The sequence below is a fragment of the Pseudomonas fluorescens genome, from assembly GCF_000967965.1.
Taxonomy (GTDB): domain Bacteria; phylum Pseudomonadota; class Gammaproteobacteria; order Pseudomonadales; family Pseudomonadaceae; genus Aquipseudomonas; species Aquipseudomonas grandcourensis.
Window position 1 is genome coordinate 107,572 of the sequence record NZ_LACC01000009.1, and the last position, 20,485, is coordinate 128,056.

At 63.0% G+C, this 20,485-nt stretch carries 17 protein-coding genes and 1 pseudogene; 1 reads left to right on the top strand and 17 read right to left on the bottom strand.

The window, feature by feature from the left end:
* Positions 1-96: 96 nt before the first annotated feature.
* From VC35_RS06240 to VC35_RS06310, 15 genes are all read right to left on the bottom strand, one after another.
* Entirely contained in the window at positions 97-3,195 is a 3,099-nt protein-coding gene (locus tag VC35_RS06240; RefSeq protein ID WP_185754746.1) for an error-prone DNA polymerase, read from the bottom strand.
* Positions 3,171-4,586, bottom strand: coding sequence for a Y-family DNA polymerase (locus tag VC35_RS06245; protein ID WP_046038524.1), 1,416 nt, complete (start codon positions 4,584-4,586; stop codon positions 3,171-3,173). Before VC35_RS06245 ends, VC35_RS06240 begins: the two co-directional genes overlap by 25 nt.
* Positions 4,587-4,593: 7 nt before the next feature.
* Positions 4,594-5,211, bottom strand: a complete 618-nt coding sequence (gene imuA, locus VC35_RS06250; RefSeq protein ID WP_046038526.1) for a translesion DNA synthesis-associated protein ImuA — start codon at positions 5,209-5,211, stop codon at positions 4,594-4,596.
* Entirely contained in the window at positions 5,211-5,828 is a 618-nt protein-coding gene (gene lexA, locus VC35_RS06255; protein ID WP_046038528.1) for a transcriptional repressor LexA, read from the bottom strand. The genes imuA and lexA overlap by 1 nt, the downstream gene beginning before the upstream one ends.
* A gap of 102 nt (positions 5,829-5,930) precedes the next feature.
* Complete coding sequence (locus VC35_RS06260) at positions 5,931-6,239, bottom strand: DUF971 domain-containing protein (protein ID WP_046038529.1); 309 nt, start codon at positions 6,237-6,239, stop codon at positions 5,931-5,933.
* Positions 6,236-7,198 (bottom strand): HEAT repeat domain-containing protein, encoded by a 963-nt coding sequence (locus VC35_RS06265; RefSeq protein WP_046038531.1) that lies wholly within the window; start codon positions 7,196-7,198, stop codon positions 6,236-6,238. Before VC35_RS06265 ends, VC35_RS06260 begins: the two co-directional genes overlap by 4 nt.
* Positions 7,195-8,043, bottom strand: a complete 849-nt coding sequence (locus VC35_RS06270; protein ID WP_046038533.1) for an ABC transporter ATP-binding protein — start codon at positions 8,041-8,043, stop codon at positions 7,195-7,197. Before VC35_RS06270 ends, VC35_RS06265 begins: the two co-directional genes overlap by 4 nt.
* On the bottom strand, positions 8,043-8,825 hold the full coding sequence (locus VC35_RS06275) for an ABC transporter permease (RefSeq protein ID WP_046038535.1): 783 nt from the start codon (positions 8,823-8,825) through the stop codon (positions 8,043-8,045). The genes VC35_RS06270 and VC35_RS06275 overlap by 1 nt, the downstream gene beginning before the upstream one ends.
* Before the next feature lie 136 nt (positions 8,826-8,961).
* Entirely contained in the window at positions 8,962-10,368 is a 1,407-nt protein-coding gene (locus VC35_RS06280) for an ABC transporter substrate-binding protein (RefSeq protein ID WP_185754747.1), read from the bottom strand.
* Positions 10,369-10,537: 169 nt separating this feature from the next.
* Entirely contained in the window at positions 10,538-10,783 is a 246-nt protein-coding gene (locus VC35_RS06285; RefSeq protein ID WP_008050632.1) for a 4Fe-4S dicluster domain-containing protein, read from the bottom strand.
* 26 nt (positions 10,784-10,809) lie between these two features.
* On the bottom strand, positions 10,810-12,540 hold the full coding sequence (locus VC35_RS06290; RefSeq protein WP_046038537.1) for a fumarate reductase/succinate dehydrogenase flavoprotein subunit: 1,731 nt from the start codon (positions 12,538-12,540) through the stop codon (positions 10,810-10,812).
* Positions 12,537-13,289 (bottom strand): GntR family transcriptional regulator, encoded by a 753-nt coding sequence (locus VC35_RS06295; RefSeq protein ID WP_046038539.1) that lies wholly within the window; start codon positions 13,287-13,289, stop codon positions 12,537-12,539. Before VC35_RS06295 ends, VC35_RS06290 begins: the two co-directional genes overlap by 4 nt.
* Positions 13,290-13,510: 221 nt before the next feature.
* Entirely contained in the window at positions 13,511-14,479 is a 969-nt protein-coding gene (locus VC35_RS06300) for a Gfo/Idh/MocA family protein (RefSeq protein WP_046038540.1), read from the bottom strand.
* A gap of 16 nt (positions 14,480-14,495) precedes the next feature.
* On the bottom strand, positions 14,496-15,383 hold the full coding sequence (locus VC35_RS06305; protein ID WP_046038541.1) for a Dyp-type peroxidase: 888 nt from the start codon (positions 15,381-15,383) through the stop codon (positions 14,496-14,498).
* 110 nt (positions 15,384-15,493) lie between these two features.
* The gene (locus VC35_RS06310) at positions 15,494-16,534 is read right to left on the bottom strand and encodes an AraC family transcriptional regulator (protein ID WP_046038542.1); all 1,041 of its coding nucleotides are present in this window, start codon (positions 16,532-16,534) and stop codon (positions 15,494-15,496) included.
* Between the two features lie 208 nt (positions 16,535-16,742).
* Here VC35_RS06310 and VC35_RS06315 point away from each other — a divergent pair.
* Positions 16,743-17,688 (top strand): annotated as a pseudogene (locus VC35_RS06315) (SphA family protein).
* A gap of 105 nt (positions 17,689-17,793) precedes the next feature.
* Here VC35_RS06315 and VC35_RS06320 read toward each other — a convergent pair.
* Together VC35_RS06320 and VC35_RS06325 are read right to left on the bottom strand one after the other, a co-directional pair.
* Positions 17,794-19,002: a DSD1 family PLP-dependent enzyme gene (locus tag VC35_RS06320; protein WP_185754750.1), complete on the bottom strand. Its 1,209-nt coding sequence runs from the start codon at positions 19,000-19,002 to the stop codon at positions 17,794-17,796.
* Between the two features lie 74 nt (positions 19,003-19,076).
* Positions 19,077-20,471, bottom strand: a complete 1,395-nt coding sequence (locus VC35_RS06325; protein ID WP_046038544.1) for a D-arabinono-1,4-lactone oxidase — start codon at positions 20,469-20,471, stop codon at positions 19,077-19,079.
* Positions 20,472-20,485 lie beyond the last annotated feature (14 nt).

Sequence of the window (20,485 nt, forward strand, 5' to 3'; positions counted from 1 at the left end):
TGCAGTGTGCCTGAAGTTATTGCGGTGATTGGTTTGGGGGCTGCTCCGCAGCCCAACGGGGGCAAGCCCCCTCGCCACAAAAGCTCCCGCCGTGGATCAGTGAAAATCCCGACTGCGCACGCTAATCCCATCCAACAACGCACTCAGATCACTCAACCGCCCGGCTATCAGATGCCGGACCTCGCCCTCCTTCTCCCAGCGCCCATCGACCTTGAGCAACTGCGAGCCGACCAACACCTGGCGCTGGCGCTCGGCAAGGTCGCGCCACACCACCACGTTGACGTTGCCGAACTCGTCCTCAAGGGTGACGAAGGTGACGCCGCTGGCGGTGGCCGGGCGTTGTCGGCCAGTGACCAGCCCGGCGACGCTGACCGGCCGCCCGTGCTCGACGTCCAGCAACTCCTTCGAACTGCGGCAGCGCCGCGCCTTCAACTCACCGCGCAACAGGGCCAACGGATGCGGCCCGAGGGTGGTGCCGACACTGGCGTAATCGGCTTGCAGGTCCTCGCCTACGGTGGGCTTTGGCAACGACACCGCGTCCTCCTCCTGGCTCGGCACGCCGGCGAACAAACCCAACTGCTTTTGTACCCCGGCCACTTCCCAGCGTGCCCGATGCCGGTCGCTGGCCAAGCCACGCAACGCGCCGGCATCGGCCAGTTGCTCCTGGGTGCGGGCATCGAGTCGCGCCCGCTCGCCGAGGTCGGCGATGTCGGCAAACGCGCCTTTGGAGCGTGCCGCCTCGATGCGTCGGGCATCGTCCTCGCGAAAACCCTTGATCATGCGTAGCCCCAAGCGAATCGCCGGTTGCGCATCGGCGATCGGCTCCAGGCTGCAATCCCAGTCACTGGCGCGCACGTCCACCGGGCGAACCTGCAAATGATGACGCCGAACGTCCTGCAGAATCTGGTCCGGGCTGTAGAACCCCATGGGCCAGCTGTTGATCAGCGCACAGGCGAAGGCCGCCGGCTCGTGGCATTTCAACCAGCAACTGGCGTAGGTCAGCAAGGCAAAACTGGCCGCGTGGGACTCGGGAAAACCGTAGCTGCCAAAGCCCTTGATCTGCTCGAAGATCTGCGCGGCAAACTCGGCGGTATAGCCGTTTTTTTTCATTCCGGCGGCCAGCCGTTCCTTGTGTGGTTCAAGCCCGCCGTGGCGTTTCCAGGCGGCCATCGAGCGGCGTAGCTGGTCGGCCTCGCCGGGGCTGTAGTCGGCGGCGACGATGGCGATCTGCATGACCTGTTCCTGAAACAGCGGCACGCCGAGGGTGCGCTTGAGCACCACCTCCAGTTCCGGTGACGGATACGCCTCCGGTTCTTCCTTGTTCCGGCGCCGCAGGTACGGATGCACCATGCCGCCCTGGATCGGCCCCGGCCGAACGATGGCGACCTCGATCACCAGGTCGTAAAACGTCTTCGGCCTGAGCCTCGGCAGCATCGACATCTGCGCCCGGGATTCGATCTGGAACACGCCAATGGTGTCGGCCCGACCGATCATTTCGTAGGTGGCCGCATCTTCGGCCGGGATGGTCGCCAAGCTCAAGTCCAGCCCCCGGTGCCGGCGCAGCAGATCGAAACATCGGCGAATCGCGCTGAGCATGCCCAGCGCCAGGATATCGACCTTGAGCAAACCGACCGCATCGAGGTCATCCTTGTCCCACTGGATGATGGTGCGCTCGGCCATGGCGGCATTTTCCACCGGCACCAGACTGTCCAGCGGCTGCTCGGAAATCACGAAACCGCCGGGGTGCTGGGACAAATGCCGGGGGAAGCCGATCAACTGCCCCGTCAGGCTCAACACCCGGCGCAGCACCGGGCTCTCCGGATCAAACCCGCCCTCGCGCAGACGTTCAACGGGAGGCGTTTCATCGCTCCAGTGACCGCAACAATCGGCCAGGGCATTGATCTGGTCTGGCGGCAAACCCAACGCCTTGGCGACATCGCGCACCGCGCCGGCCGCATGGTAAGTGCTGACCACCGCCGTCAGTGCCGCTCGGGTTCGACCATAGCGCTGGAACACGTACTGCAAGACTTCTTCGCGGCGTTCATGCTCGAAATCGACGTCGATATCCGGCGGCTCGTTGCGCTCTTTGGAGAGAAAACGCTCGAACAACAGCGTGGTGCGATCCGGATCGATTTCGGTGATGCCCAAGGCGAAGCACACTGCCGAGTTGGCGGCAGAACCACGACCCTGACAAAGAATCTGTTGCTGGCGGGCAAAGCGGACGATGTCGTGGACTGTCAGGAAATAGCTTTCATAGCCCAGCTCCGCGATCAGTTGCAGCTCCTTGTCGATCTGCACCAGCACTTCGCTTTTCGGCCCTTTTGGCCAGCGCCACTCGATGCCTTCCTCGGTCAAATGACGCAGCCACGAGGACGCCGAGTGCCCTTGTGGCACCAGCTCACGGGGATATTGATAACACAACTGGCCAAGATCAAAGGTGCAGCGCCGGGCGATGTTCAGCGTTTCAGCGAGCAAGTCGGGCGGATAAAGCGCCTGCAGCACGTCGAGGCTGCGCAGATGGCGTTCGCCGTTGGGGTGCAGGCGCAACCCGGCATCGGCCACCGGCAGGTGATGACGGATCGCGGTCATGGTGTCCTGCAAGGCGCGCCGGCCGCGTGCGTGCATGTGCACATCGCCACTGGCCACAGCCGTAATGCGTAACTCCCTGGCCAGGCTCAGCAGATCGTTCAGGCGCCGGGCATCGTCCTGACCGCGATGCAACTGCACCGCCAGCCACAGGCGCTCGGCGAAGACCTGTTTGAGCCAGCGGCCCTGTTCAAAGGCATCGACAGCGTCCGGCACCCACAACGCCAGCAATCCCGGCAAGGGTTCGCTGAAATCCTCGCGCAGCACCTGATACTGGCCTTTCTGCGTACGGCGCCGGGCGCGGGTGATCAATCGGCACAGCGCCTGATAGCCCTCGAGGCTCTCCACCAGCAGCACCAGTTTCGGACCGTTCTCGATGCGTATTTCACTGCCGATGATCAGCGGCAACTCCACGGACTTCGCTGCCTGCCAAGCGCGAACGATGCCCGCCAGGGTGCACTCGTCGGTGATCGCCAGGGCTTGATAACCCTGTTTTTTCGCGCGCCGGAACAGCTCGAGGGCACTGGAGGCACCTCGCTGGAAGCTGAAGTTCGACAGGCAGTGCAATTCGGCATAGTCGTTGCTCATGCGAACCAGCCCTGCAACCACAGCGGGCCGTCCTCACCGACCGCCCGGTAGGCCCAGCCCTGTTGGCCGGCACGGGTTTCGATCAGGTAATAGTCACGGCGTACGTCGTCGCCGTCCCACCAGCCGGACTCAATACGCTCCGGCCCCATGAGGATGCGCGCCGAGCCCTGATGCACCGCCAGCGGTTCAGTCAGCAGCCAGCCCGGCCGTTTCACCGCGGCCGGCACCGCGCAGGGCTGGCTATCGGCACGGGCCTGCCACGCGCACTCGGGGCGGTGATCGGCCTGGAAGCGCAAGCCATGCACCGCGTCATCCCCCAGCCGTGCACGCAGGCGCTCGCGCAGTTGTTCCCAGGGCAAGGACTGCTGCGGGCGATCGTCGAACAGTTCCTGATGCTGGGGCACGAAGGTCGGCAAATCCTCGGCGCGCAAGCGAAAGCCGCGCACCGGCGCCTCGACCTGGACTTGCTCCAGCCGCCCCCGGGCCAGTTCGAAGAGCATCGCCGGATCGCGCTCGGCGCTGAGCAGGCCGACCTTGATGAGCGTGTCCGGCAACCCGGCGTGCTCCAGATGCAGGTCGAAACGCTGTACGCCGCTGTCGCGACCACAGAGGAACGCCGACAGGTCGCCGGTCAACCGGCGCAACGGAAACAGCAGGGCTTGATGGGACTGCACATCGAAATTGAGCTCGATACGCACATCGAAGCGGTCCGGCGGCAGGTAAAACGCCAGGGCCAGCCGCCGCGAACCGAACAGGGCATCCAGATGCTTGAGCACCTGGGCCTCGAAACGCCGGGCCAGGCTATGCCGGGGCAACGCCTGCACCTGGCTCAAGGTGCGCAGGCCCATGCGCGACAAGGCCGTGGCGACCGAGGCTTCGAGGCCGATCCGGTCGACGGGCATTTGCCCCAAGTGATGCTGCAAGGCTTGATCATCCGGCACCACCAGACCGTCATAGGCGTTGGCCAGCACCCGCGCCGCCACCGGGTTGGGCGCGGCCGCGATGCGGTGCCGAAACCCCAGTTCGCCGAGTTCTCGGCGCAGAAGCGCTTCGAATTGCGGCCAGGCGCCGAACAAGCCGAGGCTGGACTCGATCTCGAACACTACGGCCCGGGGGTAATGCACGCTGACCTGGGAACTGAAACGATAGGCCCAGGCGGCGAGAAACTGCTGCCAGTGGTCGATTTCAGCGGCGTCGTATTCGGCCGTGACAAAGCCTTTGCTCAAGGCCTGTGCCGCGCTCATGGACTGGCCCGGACGCAAGCCCAGCGCCCGCGCCGCGCCGTTGACGGCCTGCAGCACCCGGCGCTGGGCCGGGCCGGTCAGCAACGCCAGGGGTTCATCGGGATCGGCGCGCTGACGCAGTACCGCGTCCAGCGCCAATTGCGGGAAAAGAATGCAGACCCAGCGCATGGCAACCTCAATGCCCCACGGCGAAGGCAATCGGCGCCGAACGGGCCAGGCCGCCGCGGCACTTGAGCACGCGCAGTTGCGCCGGTCGGGCATCGATGGCAATGCGCAGGGCCGCCGGCGAAGGGTTGATCGCTTCACCGAGGGGACGATAGGCGAAGGCCAGGGTCTGGCCGGTTTCCGCCGCCACCTGCAAGCGGCGCAAGGCGCGGTCATCGGCCTGGTGCGGCCAGCACAGCACCGCGCCGCAACTGCCCGAACGCAGGCATTGTTCCGCCGCCCACAGCGCATCGCGCTCGCTGGCCCGGATGATCGACAACTGACGCAGATCGACTCCGGCGCCCTGCCACGCCTGGGGATACGGCACATAAGGCGGCGCCACCAGCACGATGCGTTCGCCCGCCGCCGACAGCCGTGCCAGCGTCGGCCACACCAGTTGCAACTCGCCCACGCCCTGCCCGGCCAACAGGATTTCTGTCAGCGCCGCCTCCGGCCAGCCACCGCTGGGCAATGCGGCGTCCAGCGCGGCATGCCCGGTGGGCTGCGGGCTGGCAGCCGGTGGCGCAGGCCGGCCCCTCCAGACCTGGCCGCCATTGAACAGCGTATCCAGCGCAACGACGGCGCCCATCAGCCTTGCCTCACCAGGCCACAGAACACGCCTTCGATGGCCAGGTCCCGGTCGGCCTCGACAATGATCGGCTGGTAGGCCGGGTTGCGTGGCAGCAGGCGAACCACATCGCCGACCCGCTCGAAGCGCTTGATGGTGACTTCGCCGTCGAGCCGCGCCACGACGATCTGGCCATTAACGGCCTCGGGGCTGCGGTGCACGCCCACCAGATCGCCGTCGAGAATGCCGTCCTCGATCATCGAATCACCCCGCACCCGCAACATGTAGTCCGGCACCCGCGAGAAGATCGACGGATCGAGCAGCAAGCGGCTGTGCACCTCGGCATCGGCACCGATCGGCGCACCAGCCGCCACCCGGCCCAGCACCGGGATGTCCAGCAACTCGGGACGCGGCGGCTGCCCGAGCAGGCGAATGCCCCGGGCCTGATTCGGGTTGACCTCGATAAACCCGGCTTCGGTCAACGCAAGCACATGCTTGCGCGCCACGCTGCGGGAGGCGAAACCGAACGCCTCGCTGATCTCGGCGAGGCTCGGAGGCTGACCGTGCTCGGCGATGCGATCGCGGATAAAGGTCAGGATGGCGGTACGGCGGGGAGTCAGAGTCGTCATGGAGTACATTTGTACTCTTTTGGCTTTTTCCTGGCAAGGACTTGTAGGAGCAGCCGGTCGACGCTCGATTGCTCGCGATGAGGCCAGTACAGTCAACATCGATGTTGAATGTCAGTCCTCTATCGCGAGCAAGCTCGCTCCTACAGAGGTGAGTTGCGCCAGGTAGGCCCACGGATAAATCCCCCGCTCATGCCCATCGCTGAAGACCAATTGCAGACCATACCCCTGCGAGTGCAATTCGATCACCTGAACCCGCTCATCCACCATCGGCACCATCCCCCGCAACCGAAACGCCCGGCACTGCGAGCACGGGCACTGCCGGCGCAGTTCGGCGTGTTCGAACACCTGCTCGCGACCATCCGGCCAGTTCAGTCGCAACTGCTGTTTGCTGCGGGAATTGCCAATCGCCAGCGGGTTCATTGCAGTTGACTCAAGGCAATGCGCACGGCCTTGCGCACTTCCGGGTCGCCGTCGTCTTGTGCGTCCTGCAATGCCGCAATGGCCCTTGGGTCGTTCAATTCGCCGATGGCCAACGCGGCTTCCTTGCGCAGGTTGCTGATACGGTGGCCGAGGGTGTCGATCAGCGCTTGGAGCGCAGGTACAAAACGCAAGCGACCGAGGCTGCGGGTGGCGCGCAGACGCACTTGCCAGTAATCGTCGTCCAGGGCGTCGATCAGGGCCGGGCCGGCGTCGAGGTGGCCGACCTTGCCCAGGGTGGTGGCGGCTTCCTCGCGGACTTGCCAGGCAGCGTCGCGCAAGGCCTGGCGCAGGGCGGGCAGCACCTGTGCGTCAGACGCCAGGCCCAGTGCCCCGGTGGCGGCACGTCGCACGTCGGTGTCCGGGTCAGCGCTGGCCAGCCGCGCCAGTACCGGCAAGGCATCGAGTTGCTTGAGCCAGCCGAGCACGCCCACCGCCTCGCGGCGCACGCTGGCGCTTTCATCGTCCAGTGCCCGGGCAGCCGCATCGGCGGCATCGGGGCAACGCAACTCGCGCAACGCCCTGAACGCGGCGATGCGTACGCCGCTGTCGGCGTGCCCGGTCCACGGCAGGATGACCCGGCCCGCCGCTTCACTCTTGAGCAGGCTGAGGCTTTGCGCAGCGGCCACCTGCACCGCCGGGGATGGATCCGTCAGGGCCTGGCACAGCGCTTCGACCACCGGTTCGTCCTCCCAGGCTTCCAGCAGGCGTGCGGCTTCGGCGCGAACGTCTGCAATCGGGTCTTCGGCCAGTCGATTGATCAACCACAGCAGGCCGTCCGGCTCCTCGAGATCGGCCAGTTCGATCAGTGCGATCCGGCGCACACCGGCATCCTCGTCGGTCAGGCGCGGTTGCAGGGCAAGAATGTCGTCGTTATCGGTTACATCGAATAGTGAGGTCATAGGGCAAATCGCGGCAGTTTGGTTTCAGGGGGAAGTCCGAGCGGGTTCAGGCGCGGCAGTTGCCGGCCGTCTTCGTGCCGCAGGAGTTCGAGGCAATGGCGCTTGAGGTGCGAGAATTCAGGGCGGGTCACCAGTTCCGTGCTGCGCGGCCGGGGGAAGTCCAGGCGCAGGTCTTCGATGATTCGTCCGGGGCGCGAGCTCATGACCAGCAGGCGATCGGCGAGGAACAGCGCTTCGTCGATGTCATGGGTGACAAACACCACGGTGGTGCGGATGCGCGTCCAGATGTCCAGCAGCAGTTCCTGCATGTTCAATCGGGTCAGGGCATCGAGGGCACCGAAGGGCTCGTCCATCAGCAACAGGCGCGGACGGTTGACCAGCACCCGGGCAATTTCCACCCGTTGCTGCATGCCGCCGGAGAGCTGGTCGGGCCAGCGCCCGGCAAAGCCTTCGAGGCCCACCAGGGCGAGGATTTCATCCGCCGCCTTGTGCCGTTCGGCCTTGCCGATGCCTTGCATTTTCAAGCCGAACGCCACGTTGTCGCGCACCGTGCGCCACGGAAACAATGTGTGCTGCTGGAACACCATGCCGCGCTGGGGCGATGGGCCCGACACCGCTGCGCCATCGACATTCAGCGTGCCGGTACGCGGTTGCAGGTGGCCGGCCAGGGCGCCGAGCAAGGTCGATTTGCCGCAACCGGACGGCCCGAGAATGCACACGAACTGCCCCGGCTCGATCTGGCAATCGAGGCCCTGCACCGCTTCGAAAGCAGTGTCGCCCTCGCCCAGGCTGATCGACAGCCCGCGAATATCGATACGCCCTTCCAGATGTTGAAAAACGCTCATCAGGCTTTTCCTCGTGGTCGATGCCAAGGCGTGAACAGCCCGCCCAGACGCTTGATCAACAGACTGCTGCCCATCCCGAGCACGCCGATCAGCAACATGCCGACCACGATGTCGGCGTAGTTCTGGATGGTGTAGGACTCCCAGGTGTAATAGCCGATGCCGAATTGGCCGGAGATCATTTCCGCCGTCACCAGGCAGAACCACGAGGTGCCCATGCCGATGGCCAGGCCGGTGATGATGCTGGGCGCGGCACCCGGAAGAACGACCTCCAGCAGGATGGCCCGGCGCCCTGCCCCGAGGCTTTTCGCCGAGGCGATCAGCCGTGGGTCGACGCCTTCGACGCCGTGCACGGTGTTGAGCAGGATCGGGAACAGCGCGCCGGTGAAGGTGATGAACACCATCGACAGCTCCGACGAGGGAAACATCAGGATCGCCAGGGGAATCCACGCCACCGCCGGGATCGGGCGCAGCACTTCCAGGGGCGGCAACAACAGATCTTCGGCCCATTTCGAGCGGCCGATGGCCAAGCCCAGGGCCACGCCGACGATCAGTGCCGCGAGGTAACCGGCGAATACCCGACCGAGGCTGCTGCCCAGATGCTGCGCGAGTTTGCCCGAGTCGCCGAGGCCGAGGGCGGCTTCAACGACCGCCACGGGTGTCGGGACATTGGCGAAGGTCACCAGGCCGAGGTTCCAGTGGTGGCTGGCGGCGAGTTGCCAGAATACGAGGCAGAGCAGTAAGGATGCGGCTCTGGGAATCCAGCGTGAATATGATCGGTACACAAATCCTCCTCTCGACTCAAACCTTGTAGGAGTGAGCCTGCTCGCGATAGCGGTTTCACGTTCAACATTGATGTCGACTGACCCGCCGCCTTCGCGAGCAGGCTCGCTCCTACAGGGGGCTGTGGTGTTTCGGCTGTTAGCGAACAGCCACGGCCTGCGCAGTGGCATCAGTGAAGTCGAGGACCTTGCCGCCCTGCGCCGTCGCGAACTGTTGGGCCTGGCCTTTGAGCAGGAACGCACTCAGCTGCCCTTTCCCATCGGTGGCAAACCACGCCTGATCCGCCAGCAACTTGATCCCGCTGTCGCTGGCCTGGGCGTACACCGCGCGGATGCTCTTGCCTTCCTGCTTGAGGCTGGCCAACGCGGCAAACGCCGCTTGCGCCGAGGCGTACTGACGGACTTTCGGCTCGCCGCGCACCCAGATTTCCGCCACATGGCTGAAGTCGGTGATGGCTTTGCCGCTGGTGGCATCGACGGCCTTGAGCGGCGTCTGCCCGTAACTGGCCAGTTGCGCGCTGTAGTCGAGGTTCGAAGCCTTGAAGGCGGCGCGGATGTATTGGTCGTCGATAAAGGTGTTGAGATCCAGACCGCGATCGGCCTTCTTCAACAACTTGAGGGAATCGATGGCGGTGCCCACGGCCTGACGGTATTCAGGCTTCCAGCTCAGGTCGCGGGTCTGCACGCCGAGGGGGCCATGGAACAGGTAATTGACCTCGGCATCGACCCCGGTGACCTTGGCGATCAACTCGCTGTATTTCTCCGGCTCAGCCGCCAGCAACTGGTTGGCTTCAATACTCGCCCGCAGGTAAGCGACGACGATTTCCGGGTACTTCTTCGCATAGACCTGATCGACCAGCGCACCGTGGAAGGTCGGCGCGTTGGCCTGGGCACCGTCATAAATCTTGCGGGCGAAACCACGGCTCGGGAACAGTTCGGCGAAGGGTACGAAGTCAGCGTGGGCATCGATCTTGCCGGCCTGCAACGCGGAGCCGGCGACTTCCGGCGGCTGGGCGATGATGTTCACGTCCTTGAGCGGATCCCAGCCCTGGGCCGCGACGGCGCGCAGCAGCATGCCATGGGCGGTGGAAGCGAACGGCACGGAAATGGTCTTGCCCTTGAGTTCTGCCAGGGACTGCACGCCCGATGCGCTTGGCACCACGATGCCGTTGCCGCTGCCCTTGATGCTGCCCGACAGCACGCTGATGAACAGGCTGTGCTTGCCCGCCGTTTCGAACGCCACGCCGTTGAACGCGCCGGGGAAGTCGGCCATGGCGCCGAAGTCGAGCTTGCCGGCCACCATCTCGTTGGTCAGGGGGGCGCCGCTGGTGAAGTTTTTCCACTGCACCTCGTATTGGGCGTCTTTGTAGGGGCCATCGTGGGGCAGGTATTTGTCCAGCAGCCCGAGCTCGCGAATCAACAATCCGCCGGCGGCGCAGTTGATGGTGGTGTCCTGGGTGCCGATGGCAATGCGGATGGTTTCGGCCGAGGCCGACAGGGTGAATGAAGCCAGTACCAGACCGGCCAAAGCTGCACGCAACATCATGAGTGTTTCCCCTCGAATCATTTATTGGATGTTCGTCTCCGCCACGATCAGGGCGCGGTGGGAAACGAGGGGTGTCTTGAATCAGGCGTCCGGTGGTGCCGGATGGCGTTTTAGCGTTGTTTGGGCTGGCCTCTTCGCGAGCAGGCTCGCTCCTACATTGATTTGTGTTTCAGCGCAGCAGGTACGGGATCTCGACTTTCACAGCGCCCGTCGGGCAGTCCTTTTCACAGGGCATGCAGTACCAGCATTCGTCGAAGGCCATGTAGGCCTTTTGCGTGGCCGGGTTGATCGCCAGCAGGTCCATCGGGCAGACGTCGACGCACACGGTGCAGCCTTTGTGGGCGATGCATTTGTCCTCGTCGACGGTGACGGGGGCGTTGGAACGGAAGAAGATTTCCTGGGCTTGATAGGCCATTTCACGGTCTCTCTCTTGGGTGATGCTCAAGCGGCATCCGCACCGACCCGCAGCCGATCGTAGGCCTGCATCTCGTCGGCATCCAGCGGGATGATGTAAGGTTCGATGGCTTTCTTGAAACTGCTCATCAAACCGTTTTCGTCTTTCTTCAGATGGCAATGGCAGAACCAGTCGCGGTCGTTGCGTTGCGGGTGATCGACGCGGTGGTGGTAAAGCCCCCAGCGACTTTCGGCGCGGAACAGTGAAGCGCGGGCGGCCATTTCGGCGCAGTCGCGGATCATGCTGACTTCCATGGCGCGCATCAGTTCGTGGGCGTTGTGGGCCTTGATCTGGTCGAGATCGCGCTGGATGTCGCTGAAGCGTTGCAGGCCGATCTGCATCTTCTTGGTTACTTTCGGCGGTTGCAGGTAGTCGTTGACGAAGCGTCGCAGCTTGTACTCGACCTGGGCCGGTGGCAGGCCGTGTTCGCGATCCAGCGGTGCGTAAACCCGCTGTTTTTCGGTTTCGATCTGCCGCGCATCCAGCGCTGAAAACTCGCGTCCGGCGACAAAGTCCGCTGCGTTGTTGCCAGCGAACCAGCCATAGGTGAACGCGCCGAGCATGTAGTTGTGCGGCACGGCAGCCATGTCCCCGGCTGAGTACAAGCCCTTGACCGAGGTCTCGGCTTTCTCGTTGACCCACACCCCCGAGGCCGAATGCCCGCTGCAAAAGCCGATTTCCGAGATGTGCATTTCGACCATCTGCGTGCGGTAGTCGGTGCCGCGATTGGCGTGGAACTGGCCGCGACTCGGACGCTCGTTGCTGTGCAGGATCTCTTCGATGTTCTGGATGGTTTCCTCGGCCAGGTGATCGAGTTTGAGGAACACCGGGCCATTGCCGCTTTCCAGCTCCTGATGGAACTCCCACATCATCTGCCCGCTCCAGTAGTCGCACTCGATGAAGCGTTCGCCCTTGTTGTTGGCGGTGTAGCCGCCCAAGGGGCCGGTGACGTAGGCGCAGGCCGGGCCGTTGTAATCCTTGATCAGCGGGTTGATCTGGAAGCATTCCAGGTTCGCCAGCTCGGCCCCGGCGTGGTAGGCCATCGAGTAGCCGTCGCCGGCATTGGTCGGGTTTTCGTAGGTGCCCATCAGGTAGCCGGAGGACGGTAACCCCAGGCGTCCGGCGGCACCGCAGGCGAGGATCACCGCCTTGGCCTTGATCACATGGAAGTCCGCCGTGCGGCAGTCGAAGCCCATCACGCCGTTGACCGCGCCTTCCTCATCCGTCAGCAATCGGGTGCAGACCAGGCGATTGCTGATGCTCACCCGCGCCCGCTTGAGCTGGCGGTACAGAACCTTTTTGATGTCGTGCCCTTCCGGCATCGGCAACACATAAGCGCCCATGTGGTGGACCTTCTTCACCGCGTAGTCGCCGGTTTCGTCCTTCTCGAATTTCACACCCCAACGGTCCAGTTGCTCGATGGTTTCGAAGCTGTGGGTGGCATAGGCGTACACCGCGGCCTGATTGACGATACCGTCGTTGGCGATGGTGATTTCCTTGGTGTACTGCTCAGGCGTCGAGTGGCCGGGAATGATCGCGTTGTTCAGGCCGTCCATGCCCATGCTGATCGCGCCACTGCGCTTGACGTTGGCCTTGTCGATCAACAACACCCGCAGGTCGCGGTTGCGTTCCTTGGCCTTGATCGCCGCCATGGGGCCGGCGGTGCCGCCTCCGATCACGACGATGTCGTATTCCTGCTCCAACGTACTGCGCGTCATGCCTGCTCCCCTTTTTGCCGGTCGATCCGCAGGCGGTACTGGAAGGCATCGCCACGGTAGTAAAGGTGTTCGAAGTCCAGAGGCTGACCGTCGACATTGTGGGTCAAGCGTTCGATGCGCATGATCGGCGAGCCGGGTTCGACGTTCAGCGCCCGAGTCAGGTCGCTGTCGGCCAGTACCGCATCGATGGCCAGGTCGGCGTGCCCCAGGGCCAGGCCACAGTCGTTTTCCAGTATCTGGAAAATGTCGCGGGTGACCAGGTCGGCTTTTTCCAGGCGCTCACCAACGGCCTTGGGCAGGTAAGTGATTTCCAGGGAAATCGGCTCGCGGTTGATCAGGCGCACCCGTTTGATCTGCGTCACGACCTCGCCTTCGGCCACCTGCAAACGCTCGGCGACGAGCTTTTCGGCGGCAATGAACTTGAAGCTGCGCAGGCGGTTGATCACCTCATAGCCGCGACCGGCCATGGACTCGGCCAGGCCTTGCAGGGTGCTGACGTTCTGGAAGGTTTTCGGCTTGGCGACGAAGGTGCCCTTGCCGTGGATCTTGAAGATCAGCCCTTCCTTTTGCAGGTCGCCCAAGGCCTGGCGCACGGTGATGCGGCTGACCTTGAACAACGCGCCAAGCTCGCTTTCGGAAGGCATCTGGCTGTTTTGGGGGTATTCGCCGTCGAGGATGCGGGTGCGCAGCAAATCTCGCAGCTGGGTGTGCAACGGGACGCTGCTCAGGGATAGAACGTTATCGGTCATGGCAGATCACTTGTTATAACGAGTTATGACGTGATCTTAGAGAAGTTATGACAGGCTTGAGAAATACCGAATGCGCATAAGGTTAGATGCGCGATGCAACCCAAAACTGTAGGAGCGAGCCTGCTCGCGATGGCGGCGGGTCAGTCGATTTCAATGTTGAATGTGAAACCGCTATCGCGAGCAGGCTCGCTCCTACAGGGGATTGTGTGTGACCTGAGGGATCAGTGCCGCTTGAGAATCTGGTCCATCACCCAATCGGTCTTCAGCGCCTGTTCGGCCACGGCCGGGTGCTGCGCCTCGCCACGAATATGCGCATTCATGCCCAATACGTGGTGCCACTGAATGTGGGCGTGATGCTCGATGGTCAGGCTGAGGTGTTCATCGGCGTGCAGCTCGACCGGGTGTTCATCGAACACTGAAAAGGTGATCCGGCCGGTACTGCCAATCACTTCGACCCGGTCTTCGCGACGATCTGAAACGAAGTTCCAGCAGCCCATCCCCAGTGCCCCGCTGGCAAACCGCCAAGTGGCGCTGACGGCATCTTCGGCCGTGTACAAACCGGCCTGCCGCGCGGTGAGCCCGGCGACTTCGACGATATCGCCGAACAGGTACTGAAACAGGTCCAGGCCATGGCTGGCCAGATCCGCAAAGTAGCCACCACCGGCAATCGCCGGATCGGTGCGCCAGTTATCGGTGCCGTTTTGATCCGCTGCCGACGGGGCTTTGGTGAGGGTCCAGGTCAAGTGCCGGACCTCGCCGATCCGCCCCTCTTCCAGCCATTGCCGCACTTGCCGGAAGCGTGGCAGCGAACGTCGGTAATAAGACACGAACAGGTGCAGCCCGGCATCGGCAAACACCTGCTGCATTTCACGGCTTTGCCCGGCATTCAGCGCCATCGGTTTTTCCACGCAGCAATGCTTGCCGCCGGCGGCCACCTGTAAGGCATAGGCGTGATGGCTGTCGGGCGGTGTGGCGATGTACACCGCGTCGACCTCGGGATCGTTGATCAGCGCCTGCGCATCGGTGTAGACCCGCGCAATGCCGTGACGAGCGGCGTAGTCGGTGACCGCTTCCAGGCGCCGCCCCATCACCGCCACCAACGCCGACCCGGGCGCCTTGTAGAAGGCCGGACCGCTTTTGCGTTCAGCGACACTGCCACAGCCGATCATGCCCCAGCGCACCAGGTTCATAGGCACTCCTTGCGGCTCAGCCGACGCGCAATGCGCGCAGGTCCAGTCGACCGTCCTTGAGCGGTGGGCACCAGTAGTAGCCACCGGTGATCGGACGGCTGATGCGGTACAGACCGTCGGTGATGCCGTCTTCCAGGCCACTCATGCGGCGCAGTTGGGCTTCGAAGGCGTCGAGGGAAAAACCGAAGGCCAGGAACATCAGACCGGCGCGGTCACCTTCGATCCACGGCATCGAACGGCGCACCACGAAGGCCTCGGGCGCGAAGCTTTCCTGGGCGGTGCGTTTGACGTGGGCGGAAACCGGCGCGTCGTCGATCTCTTCGTTATCGCTCAAGCGGCGGCCCATGATGTTGTCTTTTTCATCCGCCGACAGCCCATGAAAACCTTTCAAGTCATGCTGCCACTGCTGGATCGCGGCAAAGCTGCCACCCACCGTACCGTCTGCGCCCTCACCCACCAGGGCGGCGGCCACGGCGGCTGCGTCGTGGGGGTTCTCGGTGCCGTCTTCGAAGCCGGTCAGGTCATGGCCGTTCATATGGCGGAAGGTTTCGTTCATCTGCACCAGACGCAACGCCGGGGCCAGTGCCGCTTCGATGGCGTTGCTGCGGTTGAGCAACTCACCACGGTCTTCACCGTGCAGCCAGCACCAGAGCGCGTGCTGGGTCGACGGATTGTCGACGCCGACCCCAGTCAGTGCCGGGAAAGTGCGCAGGCCTTCGATCTGCCCCTCCAGCGCCTTGACCAGGGATTCGCCGAAGCCGACGACAGCCGATTTCCCGTCCACCAGTTGCATCAAGTTATCGAGCGCGACCGGCAATGCATCGACGGATTCGAGGGCGAAGAACATATGGCGGGCTTGAGGCGGAACGGGGGTGGCGAGAATGCCCGGCTGGTAATGGCTCATATGAACTCCTTGAAAAAGAGCACAGAGTTTAACCGGAGTACGAGGGTTTGTGTGCCGTCAGAGGCCAGGAACCTGTGACAAGGGGGCTTGCCCCCTTCACCACAAAAAGATCAGACCGTGCTGGGGCTTTCGTTGCGGAACGCACTCGGGCTCATGCCAGTCCAGCGCTTGAACGCCCGGCGAAAGCTGCGCACGTCGCTGTAGCCGACTTCCTCGGTGATGCGTTCGATGGACATGTCCGGGTTGGCCAGCAGGCTCATGGTGCGGGCCTGGCGCACTTGCTCCAGCAGCGTTTCGAAGGTCAGCGCGTGTTCGGTGAGGCGGCGGCGCAAGGTGCGGCTGCTCATGTTCAGGTCGCCGGCGATTTTCTCGATGTGGCTGCCCTCGGTCAGGTCCCGGGCAATCGCCCGTTCCACCGCCTGGATCAGATCCATTTTCTGGTGCACCTGCGCGGCTTCCAGTTCGAGCAATTTCACCGCCTGACGCAGGGCCAGGGAATGGTGATTGGGCAACTGAACGCCCAGCCAATGCGCATCGATCACCATGCGATTTTGCAGGCAACCGAAACGCACGTCCGGCCCCAGCAGGCGCGAGTATTCGCCGAGATAGTCCGGCGCGGCATGCATGAACTCCACCGCCATCGGCTTGAAATCCACCCCGACCAGCGCCCGGCCGTACACCAGCAGGCTGGCGAAAAACTCTTCGACCGCGAACAACTGCACGTCGGCGAACGGCAAGCGGCATTCAACGTCGATAAACACCCGATCCCCCACCTCCTCGACACTCGACACGACAATGCCGCCAGAGGTGTGTTGATGGCGAATGCCCAGCTCAAAGGCATCGCGCAGGGTCTTGCACAGCGACAACACATGCCCCAACAACCCCAGCGTACCGAGCACATTCTGCGCGCCGACCCACAAGCCCAGCCCCTGATTGGGCAAGGCCTTGAGCGCGCGCTGAATCATGGCCACGGCCTGGCGATAGGAAATACGCTGCGCCGGGTCCTGCAGGTCTTCAAAGGTAAAACCCAGCCCTCGGCACAGGCTCTGTGGGTGGATGCCTTTTTGCTCGGCGACTTCGGCCAGGGTCTGCAGGAGAAACGGCGACACCAGCGCCAGTTCAAAGGTGGGATCGGTCACTTTCATTTGCATGGGGCTATACATTCCGGGTCGAGCTGCATTCTTATTTTTGTAACCGGTTATGTCGAAGGAAGTTAGCACAGGGTGCAAAGGCTGTCCGCAGAAGTCCCCCTAAATGGCCGCCAATACCCTGCCTTGCAGGGCGCAGACAGCTTATTTCTATGTTGCGGCCCTCGTATGGATGCCGGACAGCCCGCTAACAATAATAATGAGTACACCCATGATCCCGACCCGCACGACATTTCCCCTACTGGTCATTGGCCTGGCCGGCGTCTGCGCCCTGCAACCGGCGCTGGCCACCGAGGCTGGTGTAGACAACATCGGCCCCGGCACCGACGGTTTTTTTCATGTTGCCGCTTTCGCCCGACAGCCTTCCGGACAACATGGTTGCCTTCAACGTCTACTACAACCACTACAAAGCCACGAAGCTGAACATCAGTTCGCTCGGCGGCAAGGTGCCGAACGTCGAGATCGAGTCCACGGCGGTCATTCCGCGCCTGGATTACATCAGCCCGGTGCGAGTGTTCGGCGGCCGGCTGGCCGGCTACATCGCGCAGCCCTGGCTCAAGCAGGAAGTCTCGGTGTTCGGCTTGCAGGACACCCGCGAAGGCATGGGCGACACCACGGTCGCGCCGATCATTCTCTGGGACATGGGCCCAAACCTGACCCTCGGCGCCGCCATTGAAGTCACCGTGCCTACCGGCGAATACAGCGTTGATCGCCTGGCCAACACCAGCAACAACTTCTACACCTACAAACCCTTGTTCTCCTTCACCTGGCTGCCGACGGACAGAACCGAGGTGTCGATGAAGACCACCTACAGTTTCAACGGGAAAAACAAAGACACCGACTACAAGTCGGGGCAGATTTTCCACTTCGACTATTCGGCCAGTTTCAAGATCACCGACGACCTGATGCTCGGGTTGAACGGCTACTACCTCAAGCAAACCACCGACGACAAACAGTTCGGCCACACCGTGCAGTTCAATGGCCAGGACGTGAACGACGGTGTGCGCGGGCAGGTGTTTGCGATTGGCCCGGCGCTGCACTGGACCTTTCTCAAATACGCCAGCGCGGAGATTCGCTGGGCCAAGGAGTTCGACGTGGAAAACCGGCCTGAAGGGGAAATGCTTTGGGCCAAAGTCAGCATTCCCTATGCGTTTTGACTGAGCTGACGCTATCGCGAGCAGGCTCACTCCTACATTGGAATGCATTCCAAATGTGGGAGTGAGCCTGCTCGCGATAGCGGTCTAACAGACTCAGAATCTTCCTCAGGAATACACCGGCCAGATATCCACAATCTTCCCACCCCGAACCGCCAGCAAATCCCCGAACTGCAACAACACCGACTCGGTCTGGGTCGGGCGCAAGAACACCTGGTCCTCCACCGTCAACCCCACCGCCGCCGAACCATTGACCATTTCCTGATTCGAGCTGCGGCCATACACGCCATTGCTCTGCAACCCCGCTGGCGATTCGAACTCCGCCATCCAGTTACCGCCATAGATGAAATACGTCTCGCGCTGATTGGTGTCCCACCAGGAAAACAACCTGGACTTGTCATCCAGCGCCGGAATATTCACCGCCCCGGTGCTTTTCAACACCGGCGTGGCGATATAAGCGGCCGGCATATGCTCGGCCAGTGACGGCAAATCATAGTGAGTGGGCTTGAGCAGCCCCGTCCCCACCGATACTTCACTGCTGAGCTGTTCGTGCTCATGCATGCGATAGCTCGGGCTGCCGGCCGTATTGAGGGTCAGCCCTTCGCGCCACAAACCGGGGTATTGCTGACGGGTGAAATCGACGCAGCGGTTGTAAATCACCATTACCCTGGCGAACAGATCTTCAGGCGAGCCCAGAATCCCCGGCACGCCCATGCCCACGAACGGGTCGTAGCCCATGAATCCGGCGAATTCCAGGTGCTGCGGGTGCTGGCTGATCAACGCCAGCATCTGCCCGAGTACGCCAAGGTCGCTGACGCCACCGCGATGCAGCCCGACATCCAGCTCGATGTTCACCCGCATTCGCGTGCCCAGCCCTTGGGCCAGGGCGAGGTATTGCTGCAGGCGCTCCGGTGTATCAAGCAGCCATTGCAATTGCTTCGAAGGGTCGAAAGGCCCCTTGTGCGATTGATAGAACAACTCGGCCGAACGCACCGGCAGCGGCTTGCCCAACAGAATGTCGGCCTCGGCAAACTGCACCGCGTCATGGTTGAGAAACGGCTGGTGAAACGACATCAGGCGTTGGGTGCCGGCGCGCTGGGCGATGTAGGCCAGGAGCCCCGGTGCCGGCAGTGATTTTTCCACCAGGCGCAGGTGCTTGCCGCCGCGCTTGACCGATTGCATCACCACATCGATGTTGTGATCCAGCCGATCAAGGTCGATCAGCATCACCGGTCGCATCGGGCCGTGATCCTTGAGTTCGCGGTTCAGCGTACGGAAGTAATCGCTGTACGGCGCACCTCGGTCACCCGGCCGCAGCCACGCCCCGACACCCAGCAACAAGGCGCCGACACCCGCGCTGCCAAGCAAGAAATTGCGGCGATTGACGGCCATCAGCTCACCCCCAGAATGGAAGACAGATGCGCATTGAGAAATTTGCCGCTGGGGTCGAGTGCCTGCCGCACCTGGATGAAATCCTGCCAGCGTGGGTACAGCGGCTGCAGGCTTTTCGCGTTCAGGGTATGCAACTTACCCCAGTGCGGCCGGCCGTTGTACTTCCAGAAAATCGGCTCGATGGCGGCGAAGAAGTTGTGATGATCCATCTGGTAATGCTGGTGGACCGAGATCGAACAGCTGTCGCGGCCTTCGAACATGCTCAGGGGAATGTCGTCGGCCTTGACGTAACGGTACTCGATCGGAAACCAGGTGCGCAGGTCCTTGTCCTGGATCAGTTTGAGGATCTCGCGCAAACAGGCCGGGCCGTATTCCGCCGGCACGGAATATTCCATTTCGTTGAAACGCACCGTGCGCACGTTGGCGTAGATGTCGAACGAGTCACCCACCCGGTCATCGAAACTGGCCAGGTGGCGCAGGTTATTGAGCATGGTGCGGCGCAGGTCCGGGAAGTCGCTGGCGTATTTGTCGATCTTCTCGATCAGCGTGACGAACTCGTTGCCGCCCTCCTCATCCGCCGGGACCGGCGGTGTCGCCGGGTCGGTGGTTTCGTTCAGGGCGATCGACAAGGCGTAGTCGGAATGGGTCACCACGAGCATTTCCCAGTGCTGGTTTTCCCGGGTGTTCTTGTCCAGGTCTTCCAGCAACTCTTCGGTTTTAGCGATCCATTGGCGCTCCCGCAAGCGATACGCCGGGCGGTTTTGCAGACGCACCCTGGTGGCCACGCCCAGCGCCCCCAGGGATACCCGAGCTGCGTTGAACACTTCGGGATGGCGGTCGGCGTCGCAGTCCAGCACCTCGCCGCTGGCGGTCACCAGCTGCATGCCGCAGACATGGGCAGAATAGGATTGAAAGTTCTTACCGGTACCGTGGGTCGAGGTCGAGATCGCGCCGGCCAAGGTCTGGTAATCGATGTCAGCCATGTTTTGCAGGGCCTGGCCTATGTCCTTGAGCGGCGTGCCCATGCGTGACATCGGCGTACCGGCGGCGAACTCGGCCTGCAGCGTTTGCGGATCGTGATCGAGCAACCCCGTGAAATAGCTCAGTGACAGCAAGGTGCCGTCGGTGGGCACCAGCGCGCTGAAGGAGTGCGCCGAGCCCACCGGCCGAATCCTGCCGGGGGCCTGGCGCACCACGTGCGTCAACTCATCCAGGTTCTTGGGCGCCAGCCGCGCCGCCGGCAGGCAACTCTGGCCTCCCGACCAGTTGCGCCAGGGAATCAGGCGTGGCGCGCGCAGCAGCTCGGCCAGTGCCGGTGTTGAGCCAAGCGCGGTAAAGGCGCCAATGACGCTCGCCCGTTGCAACAACTGACGCCGTGTCAGGTCCATCGTCATGAATCGCACCCTGC